At 63.2% G+C, this 16,818-nt stretch carries 11 protein-coding genes and 1 riboswitch; of the genes, 4 read left to right on the plus strand and 7 right to left on the minus strand.

The window, feature by feature from the left end; genetic code table 11:
* Positions 1 to 284 precede the first annotated feature (284 nt).
* Entirely contained in the window at positions 285 to 2,993 is a 2,709-nt protein-coding gene (gene ppc, locus BLR66_RS07705) for a phosphoenolpyruvate carboxylase (RefSeq protein WP_093282643.1), read from the minus strand.
* A 281-nt stretch (positions 2,994 to 3,274) separates the two neighbouring features.
* Positions 3,275 to 3,355, plus strand: a riboswitch (S-adenosyl-L-homocysteine riboswitch).
* A 35-nt stretch (positions 3,356 to 3,390) separates the two neighbouring features.
* Between ppc and ahcY the strand changes: the two genes are divergently transcribed.
* The 4 genes from ahcY (at position 3,391) to BLR66_RS07725 (ending at position 7,536) form a co-directional block, all read left to right on the plus strand.
* The gene (gene ahcY, locus BLR66_RS07710; protein WP_093282648.1) at positions 3,391 to 4,821 is read left to right on the plus strand and encodes an adenosylhomocysteinase; all 1,431 of its coding nucleotides are present in this window, start codon (positions 3,391 to 3,393) and stop codon (positions 4,819 to 4,821) included.
* Positions 4,822 to 5,027: 206 nt separating this feature from the next.
* On the plus strand, positions 5,028 to 5,855 hold the full coding sequence (metF, locus tag BLR66_RS07715) for a methylenetetrahydrofolate reductase [NAD(P)H] (protein WP_093282652.1): 828 nt from the start codon (positions 5,028 to 5,030) through the stop codon (positions 5,853 to 5,855).
* A 53-nt stretch (positions 5,856 to 5,908) separates the two neighbouring features.
* Positions 5,909 to 6,499, plus strand: coding sequence for a hypothetical protein (locus BLR66_RS07720; RefSeq protein ID WP_255402336.1), 591 nt, complete (start codon positions 5,909 to 5,911; stop codon positions 6,497 to 6,499).
* A 125-nt stretch (positions 6,500 to 6,624) separates the two neighbouring features.
* Positions 6,625 to 7,536 (plus strand): branched-chain amino acid transaminase, encoded by a 912-nt coding sequence (locus BLR66_RS07725; RefSeq protein ID WP_093282657.1) that lies wholly within the window; start codon positions 6,625 to 6,627, stop codon positions 7,534 to 7,536.
* Between the two features lie 237 nt (positions 7,537 to 7,773).
* Here BLR66_RS07725 and BLR66_RS07730 read toward each other — a convergent pair whose 3' ends face one another.
* The 6 genes from BLR66_RS07730 to BLR66_RS07755 all read right to left on the minus strand — a co-directional run bounded on the left by BLR66_RS07730 (position 7,774) and on the right by BLR66_RS07755 (position 16,808).
* Complete coding sequence (locus BLR66_RS07730; RefSeq protein WP_093282667.1) at positions 7,774 to 9,105, minus strand: sensor histidine kinase; 1,332 nt, start codon at positions 9,103 to 9,105, stop codon at positions 7,774 to 7,776.
* Positions 9,098 to 9,775 carry a response regulator transcription factor gene (locus tag BLR66_RS07735; RefSeq protein WP_093282672.1) on the minus strand — a complete coding sequence of 226 codons (678 nt, stop codon included), beginning with the start codon at positions 9,773 to 9,775 and terminating at the stop codon, positions 9,098 to 9,100. The genes BLR66_RS07730 and BLR66_RS07735 overlap by 8 nt, the downstream gene beginning before the upstream one ends.
* A gap of 35 nt (positions 9,776 to 9,810) precedes the next feature.
* Positions 9,811 to 10,281 (minus strand): hypothetical protein, encoded by a 471-nt coding sequence (locus BLR66_RS07740; RefSeq protein WP_255402337.1) that lies wholly within the window; start codon positions 10,279 to 10,281, stop codon positions 9,811 to 9,813.
* A 342-nt stretch (positions 10,282 to 10,623) separates the two neighbouring features.
* Positions 10,624 to 11,505: a 30S ribosomal protein S6--L-glutamate ligase gene (gene rimK, locus BLR66_RS07745; protein WP_093282677.1), complete on the minus strand. Its 882-nt coding sequence runs from the start codon at positions 11,503 to 11,505 to the stop codon at positions 10,624 to 10,626.
* Positions 11,506 to 11,730: 225 nt separating this feature from the next.
* Entirely contained in the window at positions 11,731 to 13,086 is a 1,356-nt protein-coding gene (locus BLR66_RS07750; protein WP_143014580.1) for a hypothetical protein, read from the minus strand.
* Positions 13,086 to 16,808, minus strand: a complete 3,723-nt coding sequence (locus BLR66_RS07755) for a hypothetical protein (protein WP_218119602.1) — start codon at positions 16,806 to 16,808, stop codon at positions 13,086 to 13,088. Before BLR66_RS07755 ends, BLR66_RS07750 begins: the two co-directional genes overlap by 1 nt.
* Between the last annotated feature and the right edge of the window lie 10 nt (positions 16,809 to 16,818).

Below are 16,818 nucleotides of genomic sequence, written 5' to 3' on the forward strand. Positions count from 1 at the left end.
CAACGCGCGGCTTTCAACAGCCGAACGGCTGGTCAACGCTTTTGCTTCTAAGCAAGAGTAAAGAGCAAAAGCAAGATCAAGAGCACCCCTCCTCAATCCTCCCCTGCGCTGCGCGCGAGGGAGGAGACAGAAGCAGAAGCAGAAGCAAGAGCAAGAGCAAGAGCAAGATGGATGACCAGCCATTCGGCTGTTGAAAAGCGCTTCCAGCCTGCGCTTGGATGACGACTGAAAGTATCTCGATACTGTTCTGCACGGCAGAACGCGACGTATGCCAGCTAGCGGCACTACCCCGTGTTCTGCACGCCCTGCGACACGCCATTCACGCTGGCCACCAGCACGCGCAGCAACGCATCGTCGTTGCGACCGCTTTCGCGCCAGCGCTTCAGCAGGTCGACCTGCAGCACGCTGATCGGATCGACATAAGGATTGCGCAGACGGATCGACAGCGCCAGACGCTGGTCGTTCTGCAGCAGCCACTCGTTGTCGTTGAGCCGCAGCACCCACTTCTTGGTCAGCGCGAGTTCGCGTTCGATCAAAGGGAAAAACTCGTCGTGCAACGGCCCCGCCATGCGCGAGAACATCGCCGCGATGCTCAGATCGCCCTTGGCCAGCACCATGGAAATGTCGTCCAGGAACGTCTTGAAGAACGGCCAGTCGCGCGCCATCTCGCGCAGCGTCTCCTCGCCGCCGGCCTTGATCACCGCCTGCAAGCCGCTGCCTACCCCGAACCAGCCCGGAATCACTGCGCGCGACTGGCTCCAAGCGAACACCCAGGGAATCGCTCTCAGGTTGGTCAACGCCGCGTCTTCGCCCAGACGCCGGGAAGGGCGCGACCCAAGCGTCATGCGTTCGATCACGTCGATCGGCGTGGCGTTGCGGAAATAGTCCATGAACTTCGGCGCATCCACGAAACCGCGGTACGCGCGCGTGCTTTCCCTGGCCACCGTATCCATCGCTTCGCGCCACTTCCCTTCGCGCGGTTCCAGCGGACGCGGACGCAGGCTGGACACCAGCACCGCGCCGGTCGCCTGTTCCAGCGAGCGCAGCGCCAGCGCGCGGATGCCGTACTTGCGGTGGATCACTTCGCCCTGCTCGGTCACCCGCAAACGGCCGTCCACGCTGCCGCGCGGCGAGGCGTCCACGGCGCGCGTGGTCTTGCCGCCGCCGCGGCTGATGGAACCGCCGCGGCCGTGGAAGAAGGTCAGCTTGATGCCCAATTCTTTGGCCGCCTGCAGCAGCTCCACCTGTCCGCGCTGCAGTCCCCAGCGCGAAGCGGCGATACCGCCGTCCTTGCCGCTGTCGGAATAGCCCAGCATCACCATCTGCACGTTGTCGCGCGCTTCCAGGTGGGTGCGGTAGACCGGGTCGGCAAGCAGGTCGCGCAGCGTATCCGGGCCATGCTGAAGGTCGTCGATCGTTTCGAACAGCGGAGCGATATCGAGCGGAACGTTCCCGTTTTCGTCCACCAGCCCGCCGCGCCGCGCCAATGCGAGCACCGTCAGCACGTCGGCGCGGTTGTGGGCCATGCTGATGATATAGGCGCCCAGCGCATCGGTGCCGTGCAGCCGCCGCGCTTCGGCGAGCGCGGCGAACACCGCATCCATGCGCAGGCCGATCTCGTCGTCGTTGTGCGGCAACGGCGTTTCGCCGCTCGCATACGGTCCCAGCAGGGTTCCTCTTTCCACTGCGTCGCGCGATTCCCAGCCTTCGTCCTTCAACGCGGCGGCGACCGCGCGCGCATGCACGCTGGATTCCTGGCGCACGTCCAGCCGCGCCAGGTGGAAGCCGAAACTGCGCACCCGCCATGCCAGCCGGCGCACCGCGAACCAGCCCGCATGCACGCCGCGGTTCTGTTCCAGGCTATGCAGGATCAGATCGACGTCGTCTGCGAACTCGCGCGGCGTGGAATAACCCTCGGGCGCATCCTCCAGGGTCGCCTGCAGGCGCGCGCGCATCAGGTCGTTGAGCAGGCGGTAAGGCTGGTCGGCGTGGCGTGGCTTGGAACGCGACGCGGCTTGCGGCAGCAACGCGCGATATCGCGCGACCTGGGCCTCGACTTCCGGCGATACGCCGACCATGTCCTTGGACTGGCTCAGGAGCGTAGTCAGCTGGCGCAGCTCCTTCAGGTACAGCTGCAGCACGGAACGACGCTGCGCGCGCAGGGTCGCGGCGATGGTGCCCCCATCGACATTGGGATTGCCATCCATGTCTCCGCCCACCCAGGTACCGAAGCGCAGCAATCGCGGCACGTCGATGGCTTTGCCGAAAGTTTCGACCAGCGAAGTTTCCAGGGTTTCGTACAGCACCGGCATGACCCGGTACAGAACATTGGTGACATAGAAGCCGACATGTTCGCGCTCGTCTTCCACGCCCGGGCGCACCGGCGAGGAATCGGCGGTCTGCCACGACGAAGTCAACGCCATGCGGAAACGCGCGATATCGGTGGCGCGCTCGCCCGGCGTGCGCTGACCATCCAGATCGTTGACCAGACTGGCCACCATCAGCTGCTCTTTTTCCAAGAGCGCGCGGCGCACGGCTTCGGTCGGGTGGGCGGTGAACACCGGCTCGATATCGATGCGCGGCAGCCATTCGGCCAGTTCCTCCAGGGTCACGCCCTGCGCTTTCAGTTTGATCAGCGCATCGTGCAGACCATCGGGCTGCGGCGCGCTGCCGGCGCGCTGGTAATCGCGGCGGCGGCGGATACGATGCACGCGCTCGGCGATGTTGACCACCTGGAAATAGGCGCTGAAGGCGCGAATCAGCGACTCGGCGCGATGCGGTTCCAGCCCGGCCAGCAGGCCGGCCAGCGAAGCCGGCGGCTCGTCGCCCTGACGCCGGGCGATGGCGGTAGTACGGACCTTCTCCACCTCCTGCAGGAATTCCGGAGACACCTGTTCGGCCAGCATGCCGCCCACCAGCGCGCCCAGGCGCCGCACGTCGTCGCGCAGCGGCAGGTCGGGAGCGGCGAATTCGAGGCTGCGTGGATCGTTCATCAGCAGTTGCGTCTCGCAAGGCAGGTGGGAGGCCGAAGCCTAACCGAAGCTGCGGTCGTTTTGTGCAATGCGGCATCGGGGACGGCCGCTTGTCCCAAGACAGCAGAACGAGCGCTTGCGCGCCTCTTCCGAGTCACCCGAATGTCTCTACGGAAGCCTGCCATTCGGTGACCGTGTCCGCCGGGCTGACCTGACCGGGCCGACCGCCCTGGGTCGTGGCCGGACACAGCCGCATCACCCGTATATCCTTTCATCGCGAATAAGAGATATAATGCCTAGCCTTCGCCGAGGGGCGCTGCGACCGAGACCACTGGAGTCCGGCCAGGCTCGGTGAACAGTTCCTGCAACGGCGCCCGGATAACATGCGGTCCTCGACCGCGCTACCCGGAGCAATGCCATGAACGCAGTACGCAAATTCTCGACCGACGGCGACTACAAGGTCGCCGACATCACCCTGGCCGATTGGGGCCGCAAGGAACTGGATATCGCCGAGCACGAGATGCCGGGCCTGATGTCGATCCGCAAGAAGTATTCGTCCAGCAAGCCGCTGGCCGGCGTGCGCGTGACCGGCTCGCTGCACATGACCATCCAGACCGCGGTGCTGATCGAAACACTGAAGGACATCGGCGCCGACGTGCGCTGGGCCTCGTGCAACATCTTCTCCACCCAGGACCACGCCGCCGCAGCCATCGCCGCCACCGGCACGCCGGTGTTCGCATGGAAGGGCGAGTCGCTGGAGGAATACTGGGACTGCACGCTCGACGCGCTGACCTTTCCCGGCGGCAAGGGTCCGGAGCTGGTGGTCGATGACGGCGGCGACGTCACCCTGCTGATCCACAAGGGCTATGAGCTGGAAAACGGCTCCAAGTGGGTCGACGAACCCGCCTCTTCGCACGAGGAGGGCGTCATCAAGAACCTGCTGAAGCGCGTGGCCAAGGAGCGTCCCGGCTTCTGGCATACCGTGGTCAAGGACTGGAAGGGCGTTTCCGAAGAAACCACCACCGGCGTGCACCGTCTGTACCAGATGGTCGAGAACAAGTCGCTGCTGGTCCCGGCCATCAACGTCAACGACTCGGTGACCAAGTCCAAGTTCGACAACCTGTACGGCTGCCGCGAATCGCTGGCCGACGGCCTCAAGCGCGCCATGGACGTGATGCTGGCCGGCAAGGTCGCCGTGGTCTGCGGTTACGGCGACGTGGGCAAGGGTTCGGCGCACTCGCTGCGTGCCTACGGCGCCCGTGTGGTGGTCACCGAGATCGATCCGATCAACGCCCTGCAGGCGTCGATGGAAGGCTTCGAAGTCAACACCGTGGAAAGCACCCTGGGCCGCGGCGACATCTACGTCACCACCACCGGCAACAAGGACGTGCTGACCATCGAGCACCTGAGCCACATGAAGGACCAGGCCATCGTCTGCAACATCGGCCACTTCGACAACGAGATCCAGGTCGATGCGCTGAATGAGTTCCCGAACGTGGTCAAGCTCAACATCAAGCCGCAGGTGGACAAGTACACCTTCCCCGACGGCCGCGCGATCTTCCTGCTGGCCGAAGGCCGCCTGGTCAACCTGGGCTGCGCCACCGGCCACCCGAGCTTCGTCATGTCCAACTCGTTCTCCAACCAGACCCTGGCGCAGATCGACCTGTGGGCGAACAAGGACAAGTACGAGCCGACCGTGTACATCCTGCCCAAAAAGCTGGACGAGGAAGTGGCGCGCCTGCACCTGGAGAAGATCGGCGTGAAGCTGACCACGCTGACCGCCGAACAGGCCGCGTATCTGGGCGTGAATGTGGACGGACCGTACAAGCCGGAGCATTACCGCTACTGATCGAAGGGGCGGCGTTCTTCGGTTCGCCGCCCTGTTTTTGCCGTCTTTTTGTTCAAGCGTAATTTTTCGGCCGTCATTCCCGCGAAGGCGGGAACCCAGGGACTTTGCTCTTCGGCGAAATGCGAAAGTCGCTGGGTCCCCGCCTTCGCGGGGATGACGATTCGTTCTGGGAGCGACTCCCGACTGCACGCACGCGGACCTAGCCAATGCGCACACCCGTTTCCTTCGAGTTCTATCCGCCCAAGACCGACGAACAACGTTCACAGCTGGACCGTACTGCGGAAAAACTCAAAGCGCATTCGCCGGAATACGTTTCCTGCACCTTCGGCGCCGGTGGTTCGACCCTCAGCTACACCTCGGAAACCGTCCGCCATCTCAACCAGACCCACGGTTTCGATGCTGCGCCGCATCTTTCCTGCGTCGGCGGCAGCCGCGAGGAAATCCGCGAACTGCTGCGTCTCTACCGCGCCCTGGGCTGCAAGCGCATCGTCGCGCTGCGTGGCGATCTGCCCTCGGGCATGGGCCATCCGGGCGACTTGCGCTACGCCTCCGAACTCATCGAATTCATTCGTGCCGAGCATGGCGACGCTTTCCATATCGAAGTGGGCGCCTATCCGGAAACCCACCCCCAGTCCGACGACGCGCTGACCGATCTGAAGCACTTCAAGGCCAAGGTCGATGCCGGCGCCGATGGCGCCATCACCCAGTATTTCTACAACGCCGACGCGTATTTCCACTTCGTCGATGCCGTACGCAAGCTGGGCGTGCGGATTCCGATCATTCCCGGGATCATGCCCATCTCCAACTACACCCAGCTCAAGCGCTTTTCCGAGGCCTGCGGCGCCGAGATCCCGCGCTGGATCGGCAAGCGCATGCAGGCGTTGGGCGACGATGCGGACGGCATCCGCGAGTTCGGCGCCGATGTGGTGGCCGGCCTGTGCCAGCGCCTGATTGCAGGCGGCGCCCCGGCGCTGCATTTCTATACGCTCAACCTGGCCAAGCCCACGCAATCGGTATTGAGCCGGCTTGACTGAACCGGCGCAGCGCGGTCCTTCCCTCGCCTGATGGCGACGGGTTAGGCTGCACGATGATGCGTCCGCTCTTGCTCACGGTCCTATTGTCCAGCGCCGCCCTATACGGCGCGGCGGCGCCGGCGTTCGCGCAGAAAGTACAGCGCTGCACCACGATGAGCGGCGAAACCGTCTATACCGACAAGCGCTGCGAAGACATCGGGGCCATGGACCGGTTGCCGCAGGTCACGCCTGGCAGCTCAAGCGGGTCGGGAGGCATCTACCGTGCGGGTTGTTCACGGACGCTGAGCGATCTGGTCTATCAGATCACCTCGGCAGTGGAGAACAAGGACGTCAATCGCCTGGCCAGCGTGTACCAATGGACGGGCGTTTCCAATGCGGCGGCCAACAGCATTCTCGACAAGCTGCAGGCCGTCGTCGACCGTCCGCTGGTGGACATCGTACCGGTGCGCCCCCAACCGCCACCCATCGTCGATGCAGACGGAGTAGTGATCGACGACAACAGCGATGGCTACTACCCGCAGACGGCGGCGCCGCAGCGCCCGATTGGACTGCGCCTGGAACAGACCTTGAAGAACGGCAGCACCCCCTCGCGCACGGTATTCGGCCTGCACCGCAGCTACAACTGCTTCTGGATCAGCCTGTAGGAGCGGGCCCTGCCCGCGACGCTTTTGACGCAATGCCATGTATGCCCAAAAGCGTCGCGGGCGGGGCCCGCTCCTACAAGGGCGGCTGCAACTGGCAGAATAGGAGGGGTCAACAGGAGCCCCCCATGAAATTCCCCGACAAAATCTGGCACAACGGCGTCATCAAGCCCTGGGCGGAAGCCACCACGCATGTGATGGCGCATGCCATCCATTACGGTTCCTCGGTATTCGAAGGCATCCGCGCCTACGAGACGCCGAAAGGCACGGCGGTGTTCCGCCTCAACGACCACAACAAGCGGCTGTTCCAGTCGGCCAAGATCTACGACATTGTGATTCCCTACACGCTCGATGAGATCAATGCGGCGTGCAAGGAAATCATCCGCGTCAACGGCCTGAGCAAGGCCTACCTGCGTCCTATCGTGTTCCGCGGTTACGGTGGCGTGGGCATCGCGGCCGATACACCGATCGACATGGCCATCGCGGCGATGGAGTTCGGCCGTTACCTGGGCGAAGACGGCATGGAGAAAGGCATCGACGCCTGCGTCTCCAGCTGGCAGCGCTTCGCGCCGAACACCCTGCCGGCGGGCGCGAAGGCCGGCGGCAATTATCTTTCCGGCCAGCTGGTCACGCGCGAGGCGCGTCGGCATGGTTATGGCGAAGGGATTGCGCTGGCTTCCACCGGTCTGCTCAGCGAGGGCGCGGGTGAGAATCTGTTCCTGGTGTTCGAAGGCGCGCTGCACACCACGCCCGCCAGCGCTTCTTTGCTTGCGGGTATCACCCGCAATTCGATCATCCGCCTGGCGCGCGACAACGGCATCGAGGTGATCGAACGCGACATCCCGCGCGAGTACCTGTACCTGTGCGACGAGCTGCTGATGTGCGGCACCGCGGCCGAAATCACGCCGCTGCGTTCGGTCGACGGCAAGCCGGTGGGCGACGGCAAGCCTGGGCCGGTCACCAAGAAGATTCAGGACCTGTTCTTCGGTTTGTTCGAGGGGCGGACCGAGGACAAGCACGGTTGGCTCGATTACCTGTGATCGCTCCGCGGTAGCGCGGGACAATGCCCTCGTGGGAGCGGCGTCCCGCCGCGAGCTTTTTGCCTCGTTGCCTTGGTTGCGCAAAAGCAAAGCTCGCGGCGGGACGCCGCTCCCACGACTTCGAGCAGCATCTCTTGCTGGTGGAATCGGTTTGCCCGCCGGGCCGTACGTCAGTTTGATCGGCTGCTTTGCATGTCCCGCAAAGAGCAGCCGAGCAAGCTCGGCTCTACGATCTGCTTAGTCGATGGTGAACTTCAGCGTGGCGATGACGCCGCGCGTCTCGCCGGGCCGCACGCCCACTTGCCAACCGTAGAGTTCGCACAGGCGGCTGACGATGGAGAGGCCGATGCCGCCGCCTTGCGAATGACCGGCATGGGTACCGCGATACCCACGTTCGAACAAGCGTGCGGCGTCTTCAGGACTGAGCCCTGGGCCCGAGTCGATCACCTCCACACTGTCGGCCATCAATCGCACGACCACATCGCCTTCCAGCGTGTACTTCACCGCATTGCCGATCAGGTTGCCCAGCGCCACCGAAACCGCTGATTCCGGCGCATCCACAGTCAACCCGCTTTCGCCTTCCATGCGCAGGATCAAGGGCTTGTTTCCCAATTGCGCGCGATGAGCGTCCAGCAATTGCTCTGCGACCCGCGCCACCAGCGTGTTGCCTTGTCCACGCTCGTTGCGCGACAGCAGCAGCAACGATCCGATCAAGTCGGTGCATTGTTGTTCCGCACGCTGGATTCGGAAAAGACGCTGCTCGACTTTTTCATCCAACCCAGGTCGGGCCAATAGCAACTCGGTCGCTCCTCTGATGACAGCAAGCGGAGTACGTAACTCATGGCTGACGTCGGCGTTGAACTCACGGTCGCGCTGCACCACCTCTGTAAGGCGGGCGGCATAGTCGTCCAACGCCTTTGCCAGTTCGCCCACCTCATCTTCGGGGAAATGGGTCGCCAACGGTTTGGGATTGCTACTGCCGCGATAGGAACGCAACCGGGCCGCCAATTCCGACACCGGACTCATCACGCGTGATGCTGCCCACCAGCCGACTACCAACGATAGTGCACTGAAAATCAGGACGGACAGGTAAATGGCGCGCATGAATTGGCGCTGGCCTGAAGCCGTCCCGGAAATGTCGTAGGCCAGGAAGAACCATGCCTCTGGCGTCTTGCGTACCGCCAGTTTGTAGACAAGTGGATCACCACTCTCGTCAACATCGGAAATATTGTGGTTTCCGTTCGGCAGTTTGACCCATTCCGGACGCTCCTCCCGGACGCGATCGAACTTGTCCGGCGTAAAGACATACGCCCTGATTTGCTGTACCGGCAAATCAGGGTTTTTTGCAGGATTAGCGTAGAAGCGTCTTGCATACTCGTCGATATTGCGATTCATCACGTCTTCGACGAGCTGATTCTCCACCCGTTGACGGGTGTAATCGGTCAGATAGGCGAAAAGCGCCGTAAGCCCGGTACCGAGCAGAAAGAACGACAGGATGATTCGGGTTCGGAGTCTTCGCCGAAAACGCAACTGCCGCCGATTACGCCGAGGGCTATCGGTTTCAGGCATCCGGAGCAGCTATCCGGTAACCAATGCCATGACGGGTCTGAATAAACGGCGTATCGAACGGCTTGTCTACCACCGCGCGCAGCCCATGGATATGCACGCGCAGCGAATCCGAATCGGGCAGCTCTTCGCCCCACACACGGGTTTCCAGTTCCTGGCGGGTGACCACCGCAGGCGAGGCTTCCATCAACGCCTGCAGGATCTTCAGCGCGGTCGGATTGAGCTGCAGCAGCTTGCCCTGGCGGCGCACTTCCAGCGTGTCCAGGTTGTACTCCAGCTCGCCCACTTCCAGCACCCGCGTCTGCACGCCCTTGCCGCGGCGCGATAGCGCATTCAGGCGGACCTCGACTTCCTGCAATGCGAACGGCTTGATCAGATAGTCGTCGGCGCCCGAATCGAAACCAGCCAGCTTGTTGTCCAGCGTGTCGCGCGCGGTGAGCATGAGGATAGGCGTCTGCTTGCGTGCTTCGTTGCGCAGCTTGCGGCAAACTTCCAGGCCGTCCATGCCCGGAAGATTGAGGTCCAGTACGATCGCATCGAAGTCATGCACGACCGCCAAGTGCAGGCCGGTCACGCCGTCGGCCGCGAAATCCACGGTGTGGCCGCGGTCCTCGAGGTAATCCCCGAGGTTCGCCGCGATGTCGCTGTTGTCTTCGATAACCAGAATTCGCATCAATTACTCCAAATCAATTGCCGGCGAATAGCAAATCAATTGCCGGCGGGTAGAATGATCCTGCGGTTATCCCGTAGTACATTCTGCGAGTCTTCCATTGCGCGCCTGCGATTGGCGACCGTGCTGCACTGGGTCGTGACGCGGTGCGAGCCGACCTTCTTTTCGCGCCTGCAGACCAGTCTGCTGTCCTCGCCGGCCTTGGTCAGGATGTTGTTGATCTGCTCCTGGTCGTTGAACATCTGGGTCCTGTCTTCCCAGGAAAGGCGTTCGACGCTGCCGTAGGTTTGAAAAAGACCGGCGATCCGATCCAGTGCCTGATTCACGGTAGCACGGTCTTCCGTACTGATCTCACTATACGTTTCGCCATCCGCCAGGTCGGCCTCAATGGCCTTCCTTTGTTCTGCGAATGCGCCTTCGGCGACGTCCACCGACGCCCTCGTCGTCGCTGCGAATGCCGGGCCACTGACCATGGCCAGCAGTAAGGATATAAACGCCAATCTGAACATGAGTGCGCTCCAACAACAATTAGATGAAATTCCTTAAGCCTTTCATGCCCGGTCTCGACAGGCCGAAGGACTCCCGCGCCCCCGCGGAAGCGGGTTGATTCTGGCATAGGGAATGGAGCCTGTCCTCGTCGCACCCACCAGTAAAAAGGCCCGGCCGGACAGCGTCCGGCTGGGCCAAAGGGTTACCCGATTACCGTAATTCGGCCCCCAGGGCTGACGTCCCCGGAAAGCACAGAGCTGCGGTCGGGCAAAGCTACGCCGGGGCTGATTAAAGCCCTGTTAAAGCCTTGCCAGGGCTACCGCGCATGAGCATTCTATTTAAAATAAGATATTGATCTATATCTATTTTTTACGTGCGCCGACCCTTACTTGGTCGATGATGAAGCCCGCAATGTCCTGGCCGCATACCTGCTCTATGCCCTCCAACCCCGGGGTCGAGTTGACCTCCAGCACCAGCGGGCCGCGCTGCGCCCGGATCAGGTCCACACCGGCCACGTTGAGTCCCAGACTGCGCGCCGCGCGGACTGCAACATCCTTTTCGGCCTGGCTCGCTTCGACCGGCTCGGCGGTGCCGCCCCGATGCAGGTTGGAACGGAAGTCGCCTTCCGGCGCCTGCCGCCGCATCGAAGCCACCACCCGGTCGCCCACCACGAAACAACGCACATCGGCGCCCTGGGCTTCCCCTATGAATTCCTGGACCACGAAATTGGCGTACAGCCCACGCAGCGCCTCGATCACGCTGCGCGAGGCGGAGGGTTTCTCGGTCAGCATCACCCCCGCCCCTTGGGTGCCTTCGTTGAGCTTGATGACATGCGGCGGAGGACCCAGCATGGACAGCAGGTCCACGGTGTCGTCCGGGTTGTCGCCGAACACGGTGATCGGCATACCGATGCCTTGGGCCGCCAGCAACTGGTGCGCGCGCAGCTTGTCGCGCGCGCGCAGGATCGCATCGGAGGGATTGGGCGTGTAACTGCCCATCAGCTCCAGCTGACGCAACACGGCGGTGCCGTAGCGTGTGATGGAGGCGCCGATGCGCGGGATCACCGCGTCGTAGCCGGCGATCGGTTTGCCCTTGTAATGCATGCTGAAACCATCGCTGGCAATGCGCATGTAACAGCGAAGAGGATCGAGGACGCGCACGGTGTGGCCGCGTGCGCGCGCCGCTTCCACCAGACGCCTGGTGGAATAAAGCTTGCTGTTGCGCGAGAGGATGGCGAGTTTCATCCACGGCCTGCCTGGCGATCGGGGCCACAGCATGCCACGCCGGCCGCACCTGTGTATGACGGTGGAACCGGCGGTTTATCGCATCGACATGCGCAGTCGCGGGATAATGCGCAGCCCTCGGCCGGACCGTGCACACCAGGCCAAAGGTTGCCGATCCGGGCACTGCTCAACCTGGGCGCGAGCAGACGCGATGCGCTCGGCGCATCGGTCTTCCGGCCGGCCCGGCTATTGCACCGTGCAGGTCAGAGTCACCGTGATCGAACTGTTGGCCGACAAAGCGGGAATCGCCACACCGGTTGCCGATTGCAATGCCGTCACCAGCGCCGCGCCGGTTGCCGCAGGACAGGTCGCGGTTCCCGTAGTCACCGCGCAGGTCGCTGTGGTGCAAGTCAGGCCGGTCGATGCGGGATCCCGCAACCTGGCGCCATCGGCCGCGTCGGGGCCGGTGTTGGCCGCAACGATGCTGTAGGTGGTGGATATGCCCCGTGTCACCGTGTCCGAGGCCTGGTCGATATCGCCGTTCACGCCCGGGGTGTTCGTCTTGGTGATCTGCAGGCCCGAAAGCCTGCGGGTATTGGTATACCTGCAGACGACAGCGGCACCGCTGCTACCCACCGTCAAGGTGTTGCCGCTCAACACTCCGTCGCCCGTGCAGGTCAGCACACCGTTATACAGACCGGTATTGGAACCGGCCAAAGTCTCGGCGAGAACCAGCGTTTCTCCGCCATAAACCGTTACCGGAGTGCTGTCGGTATCGGTTTCGTTCGCCGCGCCCGCATCGGAAACCAGCGTATCGATCACGGTGCCGGCGCGCGAAATGGTCACCGTGGCGTCGTCGCCCGCCGATGCGTTCGACCACGTTTTTACCAGCGTCAACTGTGCAGGAACGCACTGGTTGGTCGAAAAGCTCAAGGCTGCCTCATCGAAGTTCGCGTTGTTGTCCATGGACACCACATAAGAGACCGTGGTTCCGGCAGGAATATTGACGACACCCGATACCTGCACCCAGGGAGCGGTGGCCGATGTCACCGGTGAAACCGGTGCCGGCAGGCTCGCGCTTGCGGTCGCCAGCACCGCGCCGGCGGTACCCACGCCCTGCCTGATGGAAATACTGGCCGTTGCCGCGGACAGATTGTCGCGGGTGGAGAACCAGCCGGAAAAAGTCGCCTGCCTGGTCACGCCCGGCTGCGTTCCTCCGCAGGCCGGCACGGTGAAAGACTGATAGAAGTCATTGGACCCGCTGGCGATATCCAGATAGTGCTGCCGCACACCAACGCCGGTCGCAGGGTCCGCGTCCAGCCTGGGGCCGCTGGTGCCGTAGTTGAAGGTAGACCCTCCGTCCACCTTGACCACATTCGAGCTGTTTCCCGCACCAAGGGTCCACGGAGTGATCGGGTAGCCGATGTTGTTGCCGAAAGCCGGAGGCGGATTGGCTTCGAAACCCGGATTTCCGATCAGATTCTGCGCATCGGCTGGCGCAGAGAAGAACAGAACGAGACCCAACAACCCACAGAACAGCGGGCCGTGTGATTTCGGTCCGTTGCGCAGACGGGCGGTTCGGCTGTCGGAATTCCGGTTCATCAGTAGCTACCCACGATGTTGATGAAGAAACCCTTGTGGTCGTAATCGAAATCAGTGAGGTCATCGCTGAAGTCGGTGAAGTTGTAGCCCACGCCCACGCGGAAGTTCTTGTTGATGTCGCGGTCCACGCCGACCAGGTAGCCGCTGCGCGTGCCGCCGTCTTTCACGTCCAGCCAGCGGTACTCGGCCAACGCGTGCCACTGCGTGCGCAGCTCGTAACGGATCTGCCCGGAGGCGAAGGTGGTGGCCGAGTCTGTCCATACGCCGACACCGCGCCCGAAACGCACTTCACCCTCGCGCCGCGCCAGTTTGCCGGCGAACTCCCAGTGCGTATCCAGCTTGTACACGCCTTCCAGCGAGAACACCTGCGAGCGCTGGTCGTAATCGACGCCGTTGATCTGGTCCAGCGTGGACAGATCGTAGAGGTAGGTGTAACGGCCGAACACGCCCCAGCGCGTGCTGTTCCACGGACGCCAGGCGAAGCCCACGTTGCCTTCGATGAACTTGGCGCCGGCTTGCGGGTTCAATTCGTCGTCGGTGTCCGAATAGTTCAGGCGTGCGGCGATGCGCCAGCTTTCGTTGAACTTGTGGGTGAAGCGGTTGGTGCTGACCCACTGCTCGCGCTGTTCGGCGCCGGTGTCCTTGCGCCATTCCAGTTTGCTGTTCCAGTCGGTGTCCGGCGAAGTGCGTCCGCCGTTGATGCTGACCGCGCGACGGTCGACCACGCCTTGCGCGCCGGTCAGTTCGCCGGACTGCAGGGTGAAGCCGGTGGTCCAACCCTGCGACGGATAGAAATCCATGCCGAAGGTGTGGGCCAGGCCGGATTCGCTCGGGGTTTTCAGGAACTGGCTTTCGTTGAACAGATTGACCTGGTTCGACAGGCGCCAGCGCTGGCCCAGCGTCCAGCCGTTCTGCCGGTTCGGATTGAACAGCGAGTCGTAGGCGGTGGTGTCGGTCGAATAGGTGTAGCCGCCGTAGATCGTATGTTCCGGCGCCAGACGGTACTCGGCATTGACCGTGGCCGCATCGCCGCGGTCGCCGGTGCTGACTTCCGCGCCGACCGACGACAGATCGCCGAACAGATATTTGCCGCCCAAAGTGAAGGCATCGTTGTCCGCATACTGGCCGCCATCGTCGTCCAGCGTCACCTGCGCGGTGCCATAGACATCCAGCGACGTGCCGAAACGATGGGTGTACTTCACCGCGCCGAGCGTACCGGCCACCTCGCCGAGCAAGCGGTCTTCCTCGACCCGGCGGACCTCACCGCTCAGCGTGCTGTGGTCGCTGATGCGCCATTCCGCGGTGACTTGCGCCTGGGTCAGGGTCTCATCGCCGCGTTCTGCCTTGCTGAAGCGCGCGTAGAGGCCGATATTTGGCGTGAACTGGCCCAGCACTTCGGCGCCGACTTCGGTGATGTCCAGGCCGTTGTCGTAGCGGCTGATGGAATAGCCGGCGCCGACATCGCGCCACCAGGCGCCCGCGCTCCAATCCTGCTCGGTCCAGCCGAGTTCCTTGAAGTTGACGCGCGCTTCGACCGACTTGGCCTGGCCTTCGCGCGGCCCGACCGGATTGAGCTGGGTGAAGGTGAAACCGCCGTTGTCGGAGAAGAACACCGGTGCGCTGAACGATTCGGTCTGGGTGTACTCGGCCTTGAGGTAGGTGCCTTTGCCCGCTTGCAAGGTGATGTCGCCGCTGGCCAGGGTGTAGTCCTCGCCCGCGCGGTTTTCGTCCACGTAAGTGGCGCCCACGCCAAGGTGATCGCCGAACCAGTGCTTGGCGCGCACGCCGGCGGTGACATCGTCCGGATCGAAACCCGACGGCACCCATTCGTAATCCACCACCAGGCGCTGCTCGAAGCCATCCAGCGGCGTGTCGCGGGTCAAGGTGGGGATGTTGTCGCGGGTGATCTGCAACAGCGGGCGCGTCAGCAGCAGACGGCCCTGCATTTCGTCGATTTCATAATCGGCGCCGCGGGTCATGGGAATGCGGTTCTCGACGCGGCCGGTGGTCAGGTCGCGTATTTCCAGCACCACCACGTCCGAACCCGGCAGCACGTCCTGATGCTTCAGGTAGTACAGACTGCCGCCGGTGCCGATGAATTCACTGTGGCCCGGCGCGGTCTGCGCCTCGGAGCCGAACGCGCGTACTTCGGTGCCCGGATCGCCCCAGGCATTGGTCGCCCGCGAACGCCAGTTGAGCGCCGCGCCGTACAGCGAACGCACGTACTGCGCGTATTCGGTACCGGTGAAGCCGGTATAGAAATTGCCCCACAACGCCTGGTTCTTGTCCCAATCCATGCGCAGGTAGAAACGACCCATGGTGTCCACGTCGCGATAGGTCGTGGAGTCGTCGCCGTAGACCGGGTAATAAAGATCCGGATCGAGGCGGCGGAAGACGTCCTGCGGGTCGGCGTTGGTGAAACCGTCGAACAGATGTTCAAGGTCGCGTTCGGTGGTGTCGGCCTGCGCGGTCAGCAGGTACTTGCCCTTGAACTTGGCCTTGCCGTAGAACGCCAGGCGGCCATCGCTGATCACATCGTCGTCGTAGCGCGGATCCACCAGCGACGGATCGGCCGAACCGCCGATCTTGTTCTGGGAGATGGTCACATCGGCCAGGCCGACGCCGAAGAAATAGCGCCCGGTGACATCCACGTTGAGCGTGTGGTGGGCGGTCGAATTCTGCGATGTGGTCGCCGGCGCTCCATCCAGGCGCGGCGCGCCGCCCTGGATCTCGATGTCGAACGCATGCTGCCCGACCGGTACCAGATACTCGGCCGTGAACTTGCGTTCCATATCGACCGGATAGTTGTCGCCGTTGATCTTCAGCGCATAGCCCTGGGGCAGGTTGCGGCCCTGGATGCGGATGCGCGAACCGTAGATGGGGATGTTCTGCTGGCGCAGCCCGTTCTGGGCGAACGCGTCGTCGATCAGGCTCTGGGTCTGGGCCTGGTCGATGCTCAGCGCGGTGCCCAGATACTTCTCGGTGGTATCGCGCAGGGCCTGTCCGCCGCGCTCGGCTTCTTCCGGCGAGACCAATTGCAGCTTGCTTGGATAGGTTTCGTCGAAATTTCCCTCGGCATCGAAGGCGCGCAGCACGTAGACCAGTTCGTCGCCGGCGCGGAAACGGTACTTCGACGGCAATGCGCCGTCCCATTCGGCCGATACGATGTTGCCCACGTCCATCGGCAGCGTGACCAGGGGATCGATCAGGTCGGCGTCGCTGGCGCGGTAGATGGTCAGTTCGTAGCGCTTCACGAACGTGGAGTAGTTGCTGCGCGTGTAGAACTGCACCGGCTTGGTGATGGCGGTGCCGTCGAACGGCACGATGCCCGGTGCGGAGATCGAGAGCTCGGGCTGGCCAAGCGCGGGATCCTCGGTGGCCCAGATCGCACCGCCATTGGCCAGCTGGATGGAGAACTTGCCCTTGGCCACGGCCTTGCCGGGTTGTTCCATGGCCACGGTCACGCGGCGATCGGGCTGCAGCGCTTCCGACGACGCATTGTCGCCGGCGGCGACCACCGGCTTGCGTTCGCCGCGCGTGCGCAGCCGGAACAGCAGGCCGTCCTGCGAACTGCAACCGGCGTCGGTGCAATCGACTTCCGGCGTCTGCGTGGCGCCTTCCGTTTTGCCGGCCGCGGCCGGAGCAGTCTGCTGCGCAACCGCCAGCGGCGTCATGCCCGCCAGCAAGCTGATCAGGGTGTAGTCGAGTAGTTTCATCTTCATCTTCATGATC

It is taken from the genome of Pseudoxanthomonas sp. CF125 (assembly GCF_900104085.1).
Classification (GTDB): domain Bacteria; phylum Pseudomonadota; class Gammaproteobacteria; order Xanthomonadales; family Xanthomonadaceae; genus Pseudoxanthomonas_A.

What these genes read in the sequence shown, in the direction of transcription:
- BLR66_RS07730 (WP_093282667.1), bottom strand. Translation starts at nt 9,105, where the DNA reads ATGCCTGAAACCGATAGCCCTCGGCGTAATCGGCGGCAGTTGCGTTTT.
- BLR66_RS07740 (WP_255402337.1), bottom strand. Translation starts at nt 10,281, where the DNA reads ATGTTCAGATTGGCGTTTATATCCTTACTGCTGGCCATGGTCAGTGGC.
- metF (WP_093282652.1), top strand. Translation starts at nt 5,028, where the DNA reads ATGCGCACACCCGTTTCCTTCGAGTTCTATCCGCCCAAGACCGACGAA.
- BLR66_RS07750 (WP_143014580.1), bottom strand. Translation starts at nt 13,086, where the DNA reads ATGAACCGGAATTCCGACAGCCGAACCGCCCGTCTGCGCAACGGACCG.
- BLR66_RS07755 (WP_218119602.1), bottom strand. Translation starts at nt 16,808, where the DNA reads ATGAAGATGAAACTACTCGACTACACCCTGATCAGCTTGCTGGCGGGC.
- BLR66_RS07735 (WP_093282672.1), bottom strand. Translation starts at nt 9,775, where the DNA reads ATGCGAATTCTGGTTATCGAAGACAACAGCGACATCGCGGCGAACCTC.
- ppc (WP_093282643.1), bottom strand. Translation starts at nt 2,993, where the DNA reads ATGAACGATCCACGCAGCCTCGAATTCGCCGCTCCCGACCTGCCGCTG.
- BLR66_RS07725 (WP_093282657.1), top strand. Translation starts at nt 6,625, where the DNA reads ATGAAATTCCCCGACAAAATCTGGCACAACGGCGTCATCAAGCCCTGG.
- rimK (WP_093282677.1), bottom strand. Translation starts at nt 11,505, where the DNA reads ATGAAACTCGCCATCCTCTCGCGCAACAGCAAGCTTTATTCCACCAGG.
- ahcY (WP_093282648.1), top strand. Translation starts at nt 3,391, where the DNA reads ATGAACGCAGTACGCAAATTCTCGACCGACGGCGACTACAAGGTCGCC.
- BLR66_RS07720 (WP_255402336.1), top strand. Translation starts at nt 5,909, where the DNA reads ATGATGCGTCCGCTCTTGCTCACGGTCCTATTGTCCAGCGCCGCCCTA.